The sequence below is a fragment of the Variovorax durovernensis genome (assembly GCF_977011995.1).
This window is the reverse complement of sequence record NZ_CDRNCW010000002.1, coordinates 299,912-316,449: the sequence shown is the minus strand read 5'-3', so window position 1 is coordinate 316,449 and position 16,538 is coordinate 299,912. Positions and strand designations below refer to the sequence as shown.

Annotated in this window: 14 protein-coding genes and 1 pseudogene; 9 read left to right on the top strand and 6 right to left on the bottom strand. The window is 63.5% G+C overall.

Features of this window, described 5'->3' with window-relative positions; all coding sequences use genetic code 11:
* Window positions 1-151 precede the first annotated feature (151 nt).
* The gene (locus ACWV14_RS33470) at window positions 152-1,876 is read right to left on the bottom strand and encodes an EAL domain-containing protein (RefSeq protein ID WP_454908113.1); all 1,725 of its coding nucleotides are present in this window, start codon (window positions 1,874-1,876) and stop codon (window positions 152-154) included.
* Between the two features lie 331 nt (window positions 1,877-2,207).
* On the opposite strand from ACWV14_RS33470, the pseudogene ACWV14_RS33465 reads away from it, so the two are divergent.
* Window positions 2,208-2,552: pseudogene (locus ACWV14_RS33465) on the top strand (transposase); the annotation flags it as partial.
* A gap of 174 nt (window positions 2,553-2,726) precedes the next feature.
* Here ACWV14_RS33465 and ACWV14_RS33460 read toward each other — a convergent pair.
* Window positions 2,727-3,620, bottom strand: coding sequence for a LysR family transcriptional regulator (locus tag ACWV14_RS33460; protein WP_454908112.1), 894 nt, complete (start codon window positions 3,618-3,620; stop codon window positions 2,727-2,729).
* 79 nt (window positions 3,621-3,699) lie between these two features.
* Here ACWV14_RS33460 and ACWV14_RS33455 point away from each other — a divergent pair, with 79 nt between their 5' ends.
* From ACWV14_RS33455 to ACWV14_RS33435, 5 genes are all read left to right on the top strand, one after another.
* A complete protein-coding gene (locus ACWV14_RS33455) occupies window positions 3,700-4,644 on the top strand; it encodes an alpha/beta fold hydrolase (protein WP_454908111.1) in 945 nt (314 codons plus the stop codon).
* A 30-nt stretch (window positions 4,645-4,674) separates the two neighbouring features.
* Entirely contained in the window at window positions 4,675-5,655 is a 981-nt protein-coding gene (locus ACWV14_RS33450; protein WP_454908110.1) for a Bug family tripartite tricarboxylate transporter substrate binding protein, read from the top strand.
* A gap of 44 nt (window positions 5,656-5,699) precedes the next feature.
* Entirely contained in the window at window positions 5,700-7,085 is a 1,386-nt protein-coding gene (locus tag ACWV14_RS33445) for an MBL fold metallo-hydrolase (protein WP_454908109.1), read from the top strand.
* A gap of 50 nt (window positions 7,086-7,135) precedes the next feature.
* A complete protein-coding gene (locus ACWV14_RS33440; RefSeq protein ID WP_454908108.1) occupies window positions 7,136-8,026 on the top strand; it encodes a hypothetical protein in 891 nt (296 codons plus the stop codon).
* A gap of 388 nt (window positions 8,027-8,414) precedes the next feature.
* Window positions 8,415-8,789, top strand: a complete 375-nt coding sequence (locus tag ACWV14_RS33435) for an OmpA family protein (RefSeq protein WP_454912831.1) — start codon at window positions 8,415-8,417, stop codon at window positions 8,787-8,789.
* Between the two features lie 43 nt (window positions 8,790-8,832).
* On the opposite strand, the gene ACWV14_RS33430 is transcribed toward ACWV14_RS33435, so the two are convergent.
* The gene (locus ACWV14_RS33430; RefSeq protein WP_454908106.1) at window positions 8,833-9,573 is read right to left on the bottom strand and encodes an MFS transporter; all 741 of its coding nucleotides are present in this window, start codon (window positions 9,571-9,573) and stop codon (window positions 8,833-8,835) included.
* Here ACWV14_RS33430 and istA point away from each other — a divergent pair.
* Together istA and istB are read left to right on the top strand one after the other, a co-directional pair.
* The gene (gene istA, locus ACWV14_RS33425) at window positions 9,520-11,109 is read left to right on the top strand and encodes an IS21 family transposase (protein WP_454901620.1); all 1,590 of its coding nucleotides are present in this window, start codon (window positions 9,520-9,522) and stop codon (window positions 11,107-11,109) included. The two genes, ACWV14_RS33430 and istA, sit on opposite strands and share 54 nt — an antisense overlap.
* Window positions 11,099-11,902: an IS21-like element helper ATPase IstB gene (gene istB, locus ACWV14_RS33420; RefSeq protein WP_454901618.1), complete on the top strand. Its 804-nt coding sequence runs from the start codon at window positions 11,099-11,101 to the stop codon at window positions 11,900-11,902. The genes istA and istB overlap by 11 nt, the downstream gene beginning before the upstream one ends.
* 342 nt (window positions 11,903-12,244) lie before the next feature.
* Here the strand turns inward: istB and ACWV14_RS33415 are convergent, their stop codons facing one another.
* Both ACWV14_RS33415 and ACWV14_RS33410 read right to left on the bottom strand, forming a co-directional pair.
* Window positions 12,245-13,036, bottom strand: a complete 792-nt coding sequence (locus ACWV14_RS33415) for a helix-turn-helix domain-containing protein (RefSeq protein WP_454908105.1) — start codon at window positions 13,034-13,036, stop codon at window positions 12,245-12,247.
* A 95-nt stretch (window positions 13,037-13,131) separates the two neighbouring features.
* Complete coding sequence (locus ACWV14_RS33410; protein WP_454908104.1) at window positions 13,132-14,085, bottom strand: LysR substrate-binding domain-containing protein; 954 nt, start codon at window positions 14,083-14,085, stop codon at window positions 13,132-13,134.
* 117 nt (window positions 14,086-14,202) lie between these two features.
* Here ACWV14_RS33410 and ACWV14_RS33405 point away from each other — a divergent pair, with 117 nt between their 5' ends.
* Window positions 14,203-15,513, top strand: coding sequence for an MFS transporter (locus ACWV14_RS33405; protein ID WP_454908103.1), 1,311 nt, complete (start codon window positions 14,203-14,205; stop codon window positions 15,511-15,513).
* Here ACWV14_RS33405 and ACWV14_RS33400 read toward each other — a convergent pair.
* Window positions 15,474-16,535 carry an adenosine deaminase gene (locus ACWV14_RS33400; protein ID WP_454908102.1) on the bottom strand — a complete coding sequence of 354 codons (1,062 nt, stop codon included), beginning with the start codon at window positions 16,533-16,535 and terminating at the stop codon, window positions 15,474-15,476. The genes ACWV14_RS33405 and ACWV14_RS33400 overlap by 40 nt on opposite strands.
* Between the last annotated feature and the right edge of the window lie 3 nt (window positions 16,536-16,538).

Below are 16,538 nucleotides of genomic sequence, written 5' to 3'. Positions count from 1 at the left end.
CCGATCCGTCGCAGATACGAACTCAGTTGACCTCTGCGAATCTGATCTTGGTCAACAAGCGCTGCTCTGATTGTCCTCAAGATTCCCCTCCAGACCCGACCTTAGTAAGTGTGCTCAATTGCCAATCCGTCCAGCCGCATGCAAAGCATCGCTATGCCGGGCTCGGCATTGCCGCGGCTGGAGATTTTCCCTCGTACCGGACCTCGTCGGCCAGCATGTCGACAGGCCTGGGGAATTGGCTCTTTCCTCGGCCCTGGGTCGCCTCCAGCGTGCGAATCAGCTCCGCCGAAGGCTGCGGGCGACCGTAAAACCAGCCTTGCATCAGGTGCACGCCGCGGTTTCGGAAGTACTCGACCTGCTCGTTGCTCTCGACTCCCTCGACGATGATTTCTACACCCAGCTCCCTGGCCAGTTCAATCACGGATGGGACGATTCGCTCCCTCAATGTGCCCGTACCCACCGTGTCGGTGAATTTCTTGTCAAGCTTGATCTTGTCGACCTTCAAATCGCTGAGATAGGACAGGTTGGCGTACCCTGTGCCGAAATCGTCGATGCAGATTTCATGCCCACGAGCGCCCAGCTCCAGCATCACGGTCACTGCAGATTCGAGCTTTGCAGAAGTGCGCTCTGTGAGTTCAAAGGCCAATTGCGTGGGGGCGATGCCCTCTTCTTCAAAGTGATGCTGCAGCGACTCATGAAAGCTGCTGTCCACCATGTCCGCGGGAATGACGTTTACGCTGATCTTGAAGTTCCTGTGGGTTCGAAGGAAGGCGCCGAAGTCCTCGGAAACCCGCTGAAGCGCCAGGAGGGTCAACTTGCCGATCAAGTCATTCGCTTCGGCAATGGGGATGAATGCCACAGGTGAGACGCTTTCTCCGCTTTGGAGGGTCCAGCGCATCAACGCCTCCGCTGAGACAGTCTCGCCGGTACGGTTGTCCACGATCGGCTGGTAGTGCATGAACAGCTTTTTTTGGGTAACCGCCTCGCGCAGCAACGCATCGATGGTGCGCATTCTGTACCCGCGAGCAGACCATGAGGCGACGCCGAGCGCCGTGCCGGTGCCGGCGAGAATTCCTGTGAAGATGAGCAGCATCAGGTTGCTCATCAAGACAGTCGATCCGTGAGCCTTCAGCACATAACACGTGATCTGCCCAGGCAGACACGCGACTGAAATCAGGTCACCCTGAAGCCAGTACGTGGAGCCCGAGATGAACATCGGTTGACCGATACCCGGATCTGCTCCACGCACGACGAGCATCGTGCTGCTTGCTCTGTTCAACAGGACAACGCTCAGGGCGTACTGGCCATCCTCCACCGTCGCCGGCAGCTTCTCCGGTGCGATGAGGAGTTCGTAGGCGCCTTCTTTGACGAGGGTGGATTTGACGCCGGGCGAGAGCGGCAGGTCGATATTGCGCCATATCTGGCGACCTGTCTCCGTCGTGAAATCGGGACTCTTGGAAGGGAGGCCGGAAGCGGCAGCGCCAAGGTTGCCGTTGCACCGCGAGCCAGCGCTTTCGCCTTGGTAAACAACGTCGCGAATGATTGCGGATCGAAAGGCGATGGACCGCAGTGCTGCAAGATGCGTCGCGGAGCATGGTTGGGCATCCAAGGCACGAAGTTCCGCGAACGCCGCATTGATTTCGGCGACCCGCTCAAGCGGTTTGGAGATCACGGTCGCCGCGGCCGAGCGTATCTTGCGTTGTTCGTCAGCGATCAGGAACGCGCATAGCACGGCGAGTGCGACCACAGCGCCGAACGTGGCCCAAACGATGATGCGGCGTCTGTTAGACACCATTTGACCCAGCACTGACCCATCGGGGTCGTTGTCACGCCGAGATGTGGCTGATTTGCTTGGATGAAAGTCGGCACGGAACATCACGCAACTTTCATTCACAGATAGACCTCGAACGATATTGCATTCACGCCCGATTTGGCGAAATAAAATGAACGCGAGGAAGTAAATCAGGAGCTGCGAACCCCTATCGACTCCGAAATGTGATTCGAATCACAACTTGCAGAAGGCGAAAGCCAAGCCAGGCATCCAGTTCCAGAACCAAAGATGTTCGCCTCGTGGCGACCTGAAAATGTGGAGCAGGGCAAGACAGGAAAGTCGTTTAGCCAGAATGCAGAGGTCCACAACTCGTGATTACTTCGACGAGGCGCATCGTTAGTTCGCATCAAAGTCTGAGACTGTCGCCCTGGCTAACGATGCGACGCAAGCCGGCGGGCTGCTGCATGGTGAAGAGACCGCGGCCTTAGGCGATGCCGGGTACCGGGGCATCGACAAGCGCGAGGAAGCACAGGGCCCGAAGTGGCACGTGGCGATGCAGCTGGGCAAGCGCCGGCAACTGGACCCGACGCGCGAGTGGGCGCGCATGCTCGAGAAGGTCGAGCATCCGTTCCACGTGATCAAGAACTTGTTCCGTCACAAGAAGGTTCGCTACAAGGGGCTGGCAAAGAACCAGGCGCAGCTATTCAGCCTGTTCGGGCTGGCCAGCCTGGCCATCGCCAAGAGATCGTTGCTGCGTGCGGCTGCTCGAGTTGCGTCCTGACCATCGAAAGTGGTGTCTTGAAAGTCTCGAAATGTGCGCCAATGAGCCTTCACCGCGCAAACTCGATCGCATTCGTGACCGCTTCGCGTCGCGATCAATTCAACCAGCGCAGCAGCGCTCATTGATCAGCATCTCGCTAGTGCAGAGATTCGTCAACTGCTGAACACAACTCTGTCACCGGTGAAACGCAACCGATAGCAGCTCAGCCAGGAAAGCGCCGTGGGGCGACAATGAGGCGTCCCGCCGCTTCACCAAGAAGAGTTCTCTCTGAATCTCGGGCTCGATGATCGGAACGCTACGCAAGCCAATGGCTCGAGCATCGAACGTCGACGGCAACACGGCCGTGAAGCCCCAGTTTTGTACGAGTCCAAGCAGCGTCGACAACTGATCGACCTCCATGTACCAGGGTGTCGGCAACGAACGCCCGGCCAGCTCGTCGTCAACCTGCAGTCGCGTGGAGCTAAGACGGTTGAGGCTGACTACCCGCAGGCCAGGCAGGTCGGTCCAGGCGATTGATTTCCGTCTTTTCAAAGCGGGGTGCGCCGCTCCGGCAATCAGGTTGAAGCCATATGGCGCAATCGGCTTCGCCTCAAGCGCTGGACCGAAGGACATATGCGTGGAGATGCCGAACTCGGCCACACGCTCTTCAACCAGGGTCGCGATCGACGCTGCGATGCCGTCCCGAATCGACAGAAATGCCTTGGGGTAGCGCTTCGAGAATTCAGGCAGAACCTGAGGAAGCTTCGAGTAAGCAACCGTCGCCACCGTGGCGACAACCAGCGCGCCTTCCTCTCCTCTTGCCACGCGTGCCGCCTCTGTGAGGCCGCTGTCGAGATCGCTGAGCAGCGGCACCACGCGCTCATAGAGGGCAACACCGGCAGGCGTCAGCAGCACCTTCCGCGTCGTGCGGTCGAACACCCTCCCGCCGATGGCGCGCTCGAGATTCTGGATACGCCTGCTGAGAGCGGACGGCGTGATGCAGAGCTGATCGGCCGCGTCGGTGTATTGCCCGAGCCGGACCAGGCTGCAAAAACCGCGGAGGTCGTCGACGCTGTATTGGATGCGCATATCTCAACAATCAGTGCAATTTATGCGTTTGACTCTACCAGGGGTCACTTCCAACCTCCGCGCAGACGAACGAATCCCCATGAAGACTCCATCCATCCACCTCAAATCGATCGGCAGCTTGTTTGTCGGCGGGAAGACCGCCGTGCTGGCCGATCTGCCGGTCGAGCATCGCAGCATGGTGCTCAACGGAGCGCCCCGCGAGGTCAACCCCAACGGCCACCACGTGTACGGGCAGATGTATGCCCAACACTTCCAGCTCGCGTCGCCCCGGCATTCGCTGCCGGTCCTGCTGTGGCACGGCGGCGGCATGACAGGCGCGACCTGGGAGACGACGCCCGACGGTCGCCCTGGCTGGCTCTGGCGCTTCCTCGAAGCCGGCTACGACGTGTTCTGTTGCGACGCCGCGGAACGCGGGCGCTCGTCCTTCGCCATGTCACCACACATCTATCGCGAGTCACCGGTTTTCCGGACGGCCGAGGAGGGATGGAAGACCTTCCGGCTCGGCCTGCACTATGCCGGTGACAGCTCCGAGCGCCATGTGTTTGCGGGCCAGCGCTTTCCGGTCGAATGCTTCGACGAGTTCACCAAGCAGTGGGTCCCCCGGTGGCCTGCTCACGAAGACATGATTCTGGAAGCCTACGAGGCGCTGGTGGAACGCGTCGGCAAATGCATGGTCGTCGCACACAGCCAGGGCGCGGGCTTCGCGGTCGAGATTGCGCGGCGTCGACCAGACCTGGTGCAGCGGGTCGTGGCCGTGGAACCCGGCGGCATGCCCGACGAACTGCCCGCCGCAGGCCTTCCCCCGCACCTCGTCGTCTGGGGCGACCACATCGAGCCGTCAGGCAGCCACTGGATGGGCTACCGCCGGCAGGCCGACGGCTACTTCGCCGCGGTGTCACAGACCTCGGACATCACCACGCTCGATCTTCCCGCCAAGGGCGTTCGCGGCAACTCCCATTTCCCAATGATGGACAGCAACAGCGACGAGGTCTTCCAAGACGTCGTCGCCTGGCTCGACCACTGACATCCCCACCAAGAAAGAGACATAGACATCATGAAAATCATCTCGCGCCTCGCAGGCGTCGCCGCACTTTGCGCCATGTTCGCAGGCTCGCCTACTGCAGCCCTTGCCGAGTATCCCGAGCGCCCGGTGAAGCTGATCGTGCCGTACGCGCCGGGAGGCTCCGTCGACGTCTTCGCGCGCCTCATCGTTCCAGAACTGGAAGCGAAGATCGGCAAGCCGGTGATCGTCGAGAACATCCAGGGTGCGGGTGGCGCAATCGGCGTGGCACGCGCCGTGCGTTCACCCAATGACGGCTACACCATCCTCATGGGCATCGTCTCGGATGTGGTCCTTGCTCCTTTGACCGAAAACAGCGCTGGCTACACCTACAAGGACTTGGAACCCATCGGCCCGCTCGGAACCAGCGGCCTCGGCGTCGTCGCCAATCCAGCTCTGAAGATCCGCAATCTCTCGGAATTGATCGCCTACGCGAAGAAGAACCCGGGCAAGGTGACCTACGCCGCCACTGGAGCCGGTTCACTGCCAGCGCTGGCAATGGAGGACTTCAAGCGTCGGGCGAAGGTGGACTTGAACTTCATCCCCTACGCAAGCGCCTCGAAGATCGCTGTGGATGTCATGGGCGGCCACGTCGACGTGGGCGTCTCCGGGCTGCCCGCCCTGCTGGAGCACATCAAGGGCAACAGGCTTTCCGGCGTGGGTGTGCTGAGCAAGGACCGGGACCTGGGCAACAAGGACATGCCCTCCGCCGGCGAAACGCCGGAACTCAAAGGCGCCGATTTCTTCTTCTGGACCGGTCTCTTCGCGCCGAAGGGAACTGCAGCGCCCATCGTCAACAAGCTCAACGTCGCCTTCGCCGAGGTGCTGAAGGAACCGAAGGTCAAGTCGCGCTTCGCGGAGCTGGGGGTCAAGATTTCCGAACCGGCGAGCCCGCAGGCGTTCGGTGCCTTCGTTGCGCAAAGCAACGCGCAGTACGAGCAACTCGTCAAGCAAAGCAACACACCCAAGAACTAACGCGCCTCGCGAGTTCGGGCATCGATAACTACAAAGGAGACAACATGAAACGGCATCCATTGCATCCGAAGACAGGCGAGTTCCGGTGCCTCGCCGCGGCGATTCCACTTGCCCTTCTGGCGGCCTGCGGCGGCGGCTCTGGCAACCCTGCAGCCTTCTTCACTCCCCCGCCCGCGGCGACGGTGCCGCCGCCATCGCCACCACCCACGACCACTCCGGAAGAACCGGCAGCGCCTCCGACCGAGCCAACCTTCGCCAGCGAAGTCGCCAGGCATGTCGACGCCGCGACCAAGATCGCCGGCACCGATGCCTTGCTGCTTGATACCTACAAGACGTACTACTGCATGTTCGCCGAAGACAGGCTGGACCTGCGGACAGCTGCGCGCAACGACACGGCGCGTGTTCCGTTGACCCAGATCTATGACGATGCCTGGTACATCGGCAACCGCTACGTCGGGCAGTACATCCTGAAGTCAAGCAGCGGCTTCATGCTGGTGGATTCCTTGAACAATGCCACCGAGGCCCAGACGTACACGGTGCCTGCATTGAACTCGCTGGGCATGAGCGCCAACCTGCCGCTCACCGGCGTCTATCTCACGCATGGTCATGGCGACCACGATGGCGGCGCCGTGTACCTGAAGAACAACTATGCGCCGCAGATTCTCCTGGGATCCGCAGATGCGGCGGGCAAGGCATATGCACCGACGTTGATTGACTCTAGTGACCTCACACCAAAGGCAATGAACTTTGGCGGCCGCCTGATGACCTTCCTTCCCACGCCGGGTCATACAGCAGGCTCGACGAGTGCAATCATCCCGGTGCATGACGGGGGACGGCAGATCAATGTGGTGGCGGTCGGCGGATCCTCGATGCCGTCGGACATCGCCGGCGCACGCGCCTATCTGGACTCCGTTGAACGTACCTACGTTCTGGCCAAGCAGATCGGGGTGGAGGGCAGCATTCACCCGCATCCGGTTTTCGACGGCACCTTGAAGAACCTCGACAAGCTGGCGGCTTCACCCCTCACACAGCCGAGTCCGTTCACGGTCGGTGAAGACCGGGCGCTTCGCGGCCTGGCGATCTATCGTCAGTGCGCGGCCGCGTGGGTTGCCAAGATCGATGCCACCGCGGTCATTCCGGTGTGGCGCGCAACCAAGCTTGAGGTTACGGCCCCAGCGGCAGGATCCGCCAGTGTCACGGCCAAGCTGTCTTCGGCATGGGGACCGGTCGCGAAGCAGCAGATCAGCTTCATGGCGAACGACACGGGCAGCACCTGCATCGCCACGACCGACAACGAAGGCACGGGCTCGTGCGATATCCGCACCAGCCCGATCGATCCGAAGCTACGCGAGGTCACAGTGACCTTCGCCGGCTCTGAGTCGGCGACTTATCTCGATCTGCCGACGAAGTCGACGCTGACGGTTCAGTGATGCAGTGCGCAGTGCTGGGGTACAGCGCCGCGTCACGCAGGAGCATTCAAATGAAACTTGCTGCCGGGGTCATTCTCATGACCCTGCTGACCGCCGGGGCGACCTTCTTCGTTTTGTATCGGTCGAAGACCGCACCGAGCTCTGCAGACTTGCCGGTAGAGGGCTGCCAAAGTTTCCAGGCGTCATCTCCGGATGACCGAGCTCGCTTGCTCACACCGTCCGCGCTGGTGTCCGATCGCTCGGTCGCCTTCTACTCGGTACTTCGCACGGCCAAGCCGCGCACCCTGGCATTGGGCTACAAGGACGCAAGTGAGGCTTTTCATCCCACCGCGCTCATCGTCGATTCGTCGGGGCCTGCAGCCTCGGCGGAAATCGTCATTCCTGGCGGCAAATGTCCCGCCGTCGCTGGCCGCCGATACGACCTCTCTGCGATCGAACAGCTCTACACGCTGGCATTGACGCTGGACCCGCTTCAGCGGTTCTCGCTCGCAATCTGTGGCAACACCGTGAACTGCGTGCCAGGCGAGAAGCGACCGCTCTCCCATGCCGCGCTTCTTGGAGTACTTGCCGCTCAGAGGCAGTTGCATGCAGAAGCGATCGGCCCCTACCAGCCATCTATGCCTCGATGGTCACCTGTCGAAATCACCCAACCCAAGCGTGTTGGGCATGACGAGGTGTCTATCAAGCTAAGCGGCGACAGAGCAGCGTTCGAGGGCGCATCGGTTGCTTTTTCTCGGCGTCCACACGCAGGCTGCATCGCTTCCATTGACGCGCAAGGTTTCGCGGCATGCGTCATCGAAGATCCGCATGGTGACGAGCACTCCAATGGTGAGGGAAACGGCCCTGTGATTGCGACTTACTCTGGGAAGGTGCTGCTTGACCTCACGTATCCTCCGACCACCAGTGTCATTGCTAAGGTTTCGGGCGCAGCAATCCCGTGATCGACTGTCCGGCGACGTCAGTAGCTCACCGACGGCTGCTTTAGAGTAGTCCGTACGGCCGCTTCGGGCGGCGGATTCAACCGGTGACAACGACGCTTACTTTCCTTCGCAGGAATCATGCGAAGGTTTCACGCTAGCTATCTCCCAGGGAACATTCGCTAGGTTGATAGAACTCTGCCGACCCCGATAGGGCAATGGAAAAATGCGGCCAGGAGCGGTCCTCCAGACTTGCCTCAGAAATGCGCGTGTGAATATCCATCAGCCCAGTCAAAATAGGCCAGACGCACGTGACGATCCCGAAAGGTAGAAACCAGTGCTACGACTTTTCTGCAAGGTGCTCGCGTCAGCAATTTGCGCCATTCCTCTCGCTGCGACCTCTCTGTCATTCGTGTTCGCCGACGGAACCTTGTTCTACCCGAAGAACAGCACCGAACTTCGCCCTGATGATTTGGCGACTCTAGAGACTGTGGCGTGCAGTGCAAGAGCGACTGAAAACCGAGTGGTCGTAGAGGGATTTGCCTCGGCCGATGAGCGTGACTCAGAACGCTTATCGTTGCGCCGAGCTATCGGGGTGAAAGACCTGCTGGTCGAGTACGGCGTGAAGAGCGAGCAAATTGCCATCTCGGCGCATGGTGCGCAACTGCCCATTGCGAGCGATGGGGACACAGCAGGCCGCGCCAAGAATCGGCGGGTGGATTTCACTGCAGGTCAGATTGGGCCAACGCATTGCGGGGGGATGCACCGTAGTCAACCCCGCACCTGACAGAGACGGCACCCGGCCAGAAGCCGACGGTCGGTTTGCCGGTTCAACCATGCGGTGCCACCATGTCCGCACGGGTATGCTTTTTCAAACCAAGGTAGCTGAGGATGCCTCCCGCAGACAAGAGAACGACGGCCAAAGCAAGCGACACATGCATGCCGTGCAGAAAGATGCCTGGTTCAGTGTCTCGCACGAAGAACCCGCACACGGCCACCCCCAGCATTCCTCCAATCTGACGGGCCGAGTTGAGGACGCCGGACGCGATGCCTGCATGCGCCGCGTCGACTGCTGACAAAGTCGCGTTGGTCATGGTTGGAACCACCAACGCGATGCCGCTTGCTGCAAGCAGCATCGGTAGCACCAGTGTCAGATAGGAGCGGTCGGCGTCGACCCGAAGCAGCAGTAGATAGCCAAACGAAGCGAGCGCCAGTCCGGCGACCATCAGGGCTCGCGTACCTACGCGAGTAACCAACCTTCCGGCGACGATGTTCATGACCATCAGGATGGCCGTCATAGGCAAGAAGGCCAACCCGGTCTGTTGCGGAGAGAGCTGCTGGACCGCTTGGAAGAACAGGCTGAAGACGAACACCAGCCCGTAGTAGGCAAAATTCACCACCACGCCCACCGCTGTTGATTTCCATCCAGAAGTGACCCACTTGGCCCGGTGATTTCCATCTAAATCTGACCCACGTGATAACCCTAACCTGCTGCTTTTAGCAGCAGGAGCACAGGAGTGATTGACGTGGCGACACTGAGTGTCATCAGGCGTTGGGCACTGCGAGAGCAACTGTCCATCCGAGAGATAGCCCGGCGCACGGGCTTGTCTCGCAACACCATCCGCAAGTACCTTCGCGAGGGCGAGGCGGCGCCCAGCTACGCGAAGCGCATCAGCCCGAGCAAGCTCGACGCGTTCGCCGAGAAGCTCGGCGGCTGGCTCAAGAGCGAGGCGTCTAAGTCACGCAAGCAGCGGCGCACGCTCAAGCAGATGCACGCCGATCTGGTGGCGCTGGGCTACCAGGGCTCCTACAACCGCGTGGCGGCCTTTGCACGAGCGTGGCATGCGCATCTCCACGAGGTCCAGCAGACGACCGGGCGCGGCACCTTCGTGCCTCTGGCCTTCGGTCCCGGCGAGGCATTCCAGTTCGACTGGAGCGAGGACTGGGCCGTCATCGCTGGTGAACGCACCAAGCTGCAGGTGGCGCACTTCAAGCTCAGCCACAGCCGTGCGTTCATCGTGCGCGCCTACCTGTTGCAGACCCACGAGATGCTGTTCGATGCGCACAACCGGGCCTTCGAGGTACTCGGGGGCGTGCCTCGGCGCGGCATCTACGACAACATGAAGACCGCCGTGGACAAGGTACGCCGCGGCAAGGAGCGCGACATCAACGCGCGCTTCAGCGCCATGGTCAGTCACTACCTGTTCGAGGCCGAGTTCTGCAACCCGGCCTCGGGCTGGGAGAAGGGCCAGGTCGAGAAGAACGTGCGTGATGCGCGCCACCGGTTGTGGCAACCTGTGCCGGCGTTCGCCACGCTGGCGCTGCTCAACGACTGGCTGGAGGACCGCTGCAAGGCGCTGTGGGGCGAGATCGTCCACGGCAAGCTGCCAGGGACCGTAGCCGATGTCTGGGCGCAGGAACGGCCACTACTGTTGCAGATCCCCAGACCCTTCGATGGTTTCGTGGAACACACCAAGCGCGTCTCGCCCACCTGCCTGGTGCACTTCGAGCGCAACCGTTACAGCGTTCCGGCCTCCTACGCGAACCGGCCAGTGAGCCTGCGCGTGTACGCCGAACGCCTCGTCGTGGCGGCCGAGGGCCAGATCGTGTGCGAGCACACGCGCATCATTGACCGTCGCCACGACACCGCAGGTCAGACCGTCTACGACTGGAGGCACTACCTGGCAGTGCTGCAACGCAAGCCAGGAGCGCTCAGGAACGGAGCGCCCTTCAGCGAGCTGCCGCAGGGCTTCCGGCGGCTGCAGGCCGCGCTGCTGAAGCAGCCAGGCGGAGACCGCGAGATGGTGGAGATCCTGGCGCTGGTGCTGCACCACGACGAGCAGGCAGTGCTGACCGCGGTCGAACTGGCGCTGGAAGCCGGCGTGGCCAGCAAGACTCATGTGCTGAATGTGCTGCACCGACTGCTCGATGCCAAGCCCATTGCGCCGGCGCCTGTCACGGCACCGCAGGCACTGCGCCTGATGAACGAGCCGAAGGCCGATGTGCTGCGCTACGACACGCTCCGGGGGCGTGCCAGCGCTGCTGGCGGCCTGCGCGGGCCGCTGAACTCCAAGTCGAGTAGCCAGGAGGTGCGCCATGCGACATGACCCTGCCAGCGGCGCCATCGTGATCATGCTGCGCGAACTCAAGATGCACGGCATGGCCCAGGCCGTCGCGGAGCTGGCCGAGCAGGGATCGCCGGCCTTCGAGGCGGCCCAACCGATGCTCTCGCAGTTGCTAAAGGCAGAGACAGCCGAGCGGGAGGTACGCTCGGTGGCCTACCAGTTGAAGCTCGCTCGCTTCCCAGCCTATCGCGATCTCGCTGGCTTCGACTTCGCCAACAGCGAGGTCAACGAGGCGCTGGTGCGTCAGCTACACCGATGCGAGTTCATGGACGATGCGCAGAACGTGGTGCTCGTGGGCGGTCCGGGCACCGGCAAGACCCACATCGCCACGGCGCTGGGCGTGCAGGCCATCGAGCACCAACACCGCCGGGTGCGCTTCTTCTCGACGGTAGAACTGGTCAACGCACTCGAGCAAGAGAAGGCCAGTGGCAATCCCGGCCACATCGCGCACCGACTGATGTACGCGGACATGGTGGTGCTCGATGAACTGGGCTACCTGCCGTTCAGCGCATCAGGTGGCGCGCTGTTGTTCCATCTGCTGTCCAAACTCTACGAACGCACGAGCGTGGTGATCACAACCAACTTGAGCTTCAGCGAGTGGGCCAGCGTCTTCGGCGACGCGAAGATGACGACGGCGTTGCTGGACCGGCTCACGCATCACTGCCATATTCTGGAGACCGGAAACGACAGCTTCCGCTTCAAGCACAGCTCGGCTCAACCCGTTCAAGCAGTCCAACCTAAAAAGGAGAAAGCCAAGAACTTATCCACACCGTGAGCCGGCTGGCTCGCAAAGAGGGTGGGTCAATATTCGATGGAAATCGCGGGTCAGGATTCCATGGAACTCAACAACGTATCGCCCGCTCTGCGCGCACGCGATGACCAGAGCAGTTCGTGCAGGTAAAGACCACATTTTCCGAAATTTCCTGCAGCAGTTTGTGCGGTGTGATGCTGTTCGGTGCGTGGGCATCCTTGATGCTTCTGGCAAGAATCCGGCAACGAACGCACCATGGGAAAGCAAGCTATCGATTTAATCGCAGACTTCTCAGCATCTTTGCGGATTTGGTGGTGGGCCGTGATGGAACGGCTCTGCCTATGGCTTGCAGCTGACTGCGGCCCGCTAGTGCCCCCAGGCGTGCGACGCCTGCTCGTCCGCCGTCACCCTCACCTGGCTCGCCAGGAAAGACGGCGGCAGCCCGAAGTAGCGCTGAAAGGTGCGGCTCATGTGGGCCGCGTCGGTGAAGCCGCTGACCAGCGCCACGTCGGTCAGTGGCCGGTGCGCGGTGAACTGCTGCACCGTGCGGCGCACCTTGGTCCACAGCGCATAGCGCTTGATCGACACGCCCACCTGCTCGGCGAACAGGTGCGTGAGGCGGTCGGGCGACAGGCAGGCCACGGCCGACAGCTCGCGCAGCTGGATCTGCCCCGCATGCGCGCGGATGGCCTGCAGCACGCGCTCGATGCGGCGGTCGGTGCTCGCCTCGATCTCGGGAAATTCAGTGATGGCCTCGACCAGCTTCACGCTGAGCGCCTGCAGCCGGTCGTTGCCGAGCTCGCCGCGCTGGGCGGGATCGAAGTCGTCGCGCAGGCGGCCGAAGCGGCGCGCGTCGATCGGCAGGATGCCGTGGCCGCCCATGCGCTTGGCGAGCATGCGGTAGGCGCTGGAAGCGGGGTCGAGGTTGAGCGACAGCAGCCCGCAGCCGTCGACGTCGAGCCGGCGCGAGACATGCGGCGCAACCAGCGCGGCGGTGCAGCGCGTGCGCGTGCCGTCTACCGCCTCCAGCGTGAAGGGATGACCGCTGACCGATGCCAGCAACGTGGCCGAAGAGCGGGCCGTGAGTCCCGACTGGATGGCGGGCGTGATGTAGAGGAACCTGTCATCCCACAGGTGCAAGAAATTCTGCGAGGCCATGCCGTATCACTTTTGTTTTGTCTCCAGCGGCGGATTTTCACGCATTGCCACGGCGGCCAGGCAAGGGATTGTGCCCACCCGCCTTCAGCATTCCTTCAGTGTGCAGCGGCCGGCGCGTCGGCCTGTACATGCTGGCGCACCGCGTCGAGCAGCAGCGAAGCCAGCCGGCTCGCAGGGGCCTCGGCACGGGCCTGCGCGCGGTAGAGCAACAGCGATATCTGCGGCAGTGCCGGCAGCGACAGCACCGCGCGATCGATCGTGCGCACATGCGCGGGCAGCCCGAACGGAGTGCGCACCGTGAGGCCCAGCCCGGCCGAGGCGGCCGCCCACAGCGCCGACAGGCTGGCACTGGCGAACGAGCGGCGCCACGGCACGCCGGCGCGGTCCAGCGCGGCGATGACGATCTCGCGCAACGGGCACGGCGCGTCGAGCATGATCAATGGCAACGGCTCCCGGCTCTTGCGCACGCCCGGGCCGCGGCGCTCGCGCTCGGTCCACCAGGCGGCGTCGACCCGGTCGGGTGACTTGGGACCGATCCACAGCAGCGGCAGCCGCGCCACGCGCTCGGCATAGGGCGACAGGGGCTGGTCGCCCGCGTCCCACGCGAGCGCCAGGTCGAGCTGGCCGAGTTCGAGCCGCTCGCGCAGGTCGGCGCTGCGTGCCACGCAGGCCTCGATGCGCACCTTGGGGTGGGCACGCGCAAAGCGCCCCAGCACGGCCGGCAGCAGCGTCTCGCCGAAGTCTTCCTGCAGGCCCAGCCGCACCGCGCCCTGCAGGTCAACGCCGCGCATGGCGGCGCTGGCCTCGTCGTTGAGTTCGAGCATCCGGTGGGCGTAGGCCAGCAGCGTCTCCCCGGCATCGGTGAGTTCGAGGCCGCGCCCCGCTTTGCGGAAAAGCACGGTGCCGGCCTGTGCCTCCAGCTTCTTGAGCTGCGCGCTCACGGCCGAGGTCGAGCGCCCCAGCTTCTCGGCCGCGCGTGCGTAGCTGCCGAGCGCGATGCCGGTGGAAAAGCTGCGCAGCACGTCGAGATCGAACATCACCTGGGACATGGGTCTTCCTTGGGTCTTCCTTTTTCCTGCGATTTCAATCGTCCTGTTTTTTGGAACGATAGGCCGATTATTTTCTGATTTTCAAAACCTTTGCAACGGCGGACACTGCACCGCAACATGAGCTCCAACATCTCCCCCTCTCCCGTATTCGCACCCCGCCACCGCTGGAAAGTGCTGGCCGCCGGCGTGGCGGCCAACGCGGCCTTCTCGGTCGCCTTCAGTGGCATTCCGATGACCGCGGTGCTCATGCGCACCGGCTACCGGCTCGACAACGCCACGCTCGGGCTGGTGCTCGGCCTCATGGGGCTGGGCATCGCCGTGAGCGAACTGCCCTGGGGCCTGCTGACCGACCGCTGGGGCGACCGACCGGTGCTGCTCACGGGCCTGGGCAGTACCGCCCTTGCGCTGGTGGCGATGGCGCTGTGGGCGGCGCCTGCCGACGGCCACGTGCCCGGCCTGGGCTGGCTCGGCGCCGGGCTGCTGCTGGTCGGGCTGCTCGGCGGCAGCGTGAACGGCGCCAGCGGCCGCGCGGTGATGACATGGTTCAGCGCCGGCGAGCGCGGGCTGGCGATGAGCATCCGGCAGACCGCCGTGCCGCTGGGCGGCGGCATCGGCGCGCTGGTGTTGCCCTTCGTGGCGCTGCATTTCGGCTTCGCCGCGCTGTACGGTCTGCTGGCCCTGCTGTGCGCGCTGAGCGCCGCGATGAGCTGGGCCTGGGTGCACGAGCCGCCCGTCGCGCCGCGCGGCAAGCCGGGGGCCTCCGAGTCACCGGCGCCTCGGAGCGGCCCGCTGCGCGACGCGCGCGTGTGGCGCATCGTGGCGGGCATCGGCATCCTCTGCGCGCCGCAGTTCGCGGTGCTTTCCTTCGGCACCGTGTTCCTGCACGACTTCGGCCACGCGGGCTTTGCGGCAATCACCGCCACCATGGTGTTCGTGCAGATCGGCGCGATGGTGATGCGCGTGTGGAGCGGCCGCTGGACCGATCGCCGCCGCAATCGCCCGGCCTACCTGCGCGCCTGCAGCGGCCTCAGCGTGCTGCTGTTCGCCGGCCTGGCGCTGCTGGTGCTGCTCGGCGGCGCGCATGTCGCGGACTCGGCGGCGCTGCGCGTCGCGCTGATCGTGCTGCTGGCTGCGAGCGGCGTGTGCGTGTCGGCCTGGCACGGCGTGGCCTACACGGAACTGGCCACGCTGGCCGGCGCGGCCCGCGCGGGCACGGCCCTGGGCATGGCCAACACCAGCGTGTTCCTGGTGTGCTTCATCACACCCTTCTCCATTCCGCACCTGATGGCGCTGCAGGGCTGGCCGCTGGTGTGGCTGGCCGCGAGCGCCTGCGCGCTGGCGGCGATGCCGCTGCTGGTGCCGCGCCCCGCTGCCGATGCGGCGCCGGATCAGAACGCGGCGAACACCGCGTTCAGGCGGTCGACGTAAGCGCGCTTGGCCGCGGCATCGATGAAGCTGCCCTCGAAGCTGTTGGCCGCGAGCTGCCAGGCGTGGCGCACGCCGAGCCCGGTGGCCTCGAAGGTCTGCGTGAAGTTCTGGTTCATGTAGCCGCCGAAGTAGGCCGGATCGTCGGAATTGACAGTGGCCACGAGCCCCGCGTCCAGCAGCATGCCCAGGTTGTGCTGCGCGAGGTCGGGGAACACGCAGAGCTTGAGGTTCGACAGCGGGCACACGGTCAGCGGAACGCGGTCTTGCGCGAGCCGCTTCATCAGCGCCGGGTCCTTGGCGCTTTGCACGCCGTGGTCGACGCGCTCCACCTTCAGCACGTCGAGCGCGCTCCACACGTATTCCGGCGGGCCTTCTTCGCCGGCATGCGCGACGAGGTGCAGGCCCAGTTCGCGGCAGCGTGCGAACACGCGTGCGAACTTCTCGGGCGGATGACCCACTTCGCTCGAGTCCAGGCCGACGCCGACGAACTTGTCGCGATACGGCAGCGCCTGCTCCAGCGTCTCGAAGGCCTCTTCCTCGCTCAGGTGGCGCAGGAAGCACATGATGAGCAGCGCGCTCACGCCCAGCTTGGGCTGGGCGTCGACGCATGCACGGTGCAGGCCGTTGACCACCGTTTCCATCGGAACGCCGCGCGCGGTGTGCGTCTGCGGGTCGAAGAACATCTCGGTGTGCACCACGTTGTCGGCGGCGGCACGCTCCAGGTAGGCCCAGGCCATGTCGTAGAAGTCCTGCTCCTTCAGCAGCACGCTGGCGCCGGCGTAGTAGATGTCCAGGAAGCTCTGCAGGTTGGTGAAGGCGTAGGCCTTGCGCAGCTCTTCCACGCTGGCGTAGGGAATGGACACGCCGTTGCGCTGCGCGAGCGCGAAGATGAGCTCGGGTTCCAGCGAGCCTTCGATGTGCATGTGCAGCTCGGCCTTGGGCATGGCGCGCAGCAGCTCTGGCAGGCGGTCGGTGCCGATGCGGTCGAAGTTCTGGTCGTAGGTGGGGCGGAAATCGGTCATGGT

Bases quoted from the DNA above. Each gene is read 5' to 3' on its own strand.
- ACWV14_RS33415 (WP_454908105.1), bottom strand. From the start codon at position 13,036: ATGGCCTCGCAGAATTTCTTGCACCTGTGGGATGACAGGTTCCTCTAC.
- ACWV14_RS33405 (WP_454908103.1), top strand. From the start codon at position 14,203: ATGAGCTCCAACATCTCCCCCTCTCCCGTATTCGCACCCCGCCACCGC.
- ACWV14_RS33460 (WP_454908112.1), bottom strand. From the start codon at position 3,620: ATGCGCATCCAATACAGCGTCGACGACCTCCGCGGTTTTTGCAGCCTG.
- ACWV14_RS33455 (WP_454908111.1), top strand. From the start codon at position 3,700: ATGAAGACTCCATCCATCCACCTCAAATCGATCGGCAGCTTGTTTGTC.
- ACWV14_RS33440 (WP_454908108.1), top strand. From the start codon at position 7,136: ATGAAACTTGCTGCCGGGGTCATTCTCATGACCCTGCTGACCGCCGGG.
- ACWV14_RS33470 (WP_454908113.1), bottom strand. From the start codon at position 1,876: ATGTTCCGTGCCGACTTTCATCCAAGCAAATCAGCCACATCTCGGCGT.
- ACWV14_RS33445 (WP_454908109.1), top strand. From the start codon at position 5,700: ATGAAACGGCATCCATTGCATCCGAAGACAGGCGAGTTCCGGTGCCTC.
- istB (WP_454901618.1), top strand. From the start codon at position 11,099: ATGCGACATGACCCTGCCAGCGGCGCCATCGTGATCATGCTGCGCGAA.
- ACWV14_RS33400 (WP_454908102.1), bottom strand. From the start codon at position 16,535: ATGACCGATTTCCGCCCCACCTACGACCAGAACTTCGACCGCATCGGC.
- ACWV14_RS33450 (WP_454908110.1), top strand. From the start codon at position 4,675: ATGAAAATCATCTCGCGCCTCGCAGGCGTCGCCGCACTTTGCGCCATG.
- ACWV14_RS33410 (WP_454908104.1), bottom strand. From the start codon at position 14,085: ATGTCCCAGGTGATGTTCGATCTCGACGTGCTGCGCAGCTTTTCCACC.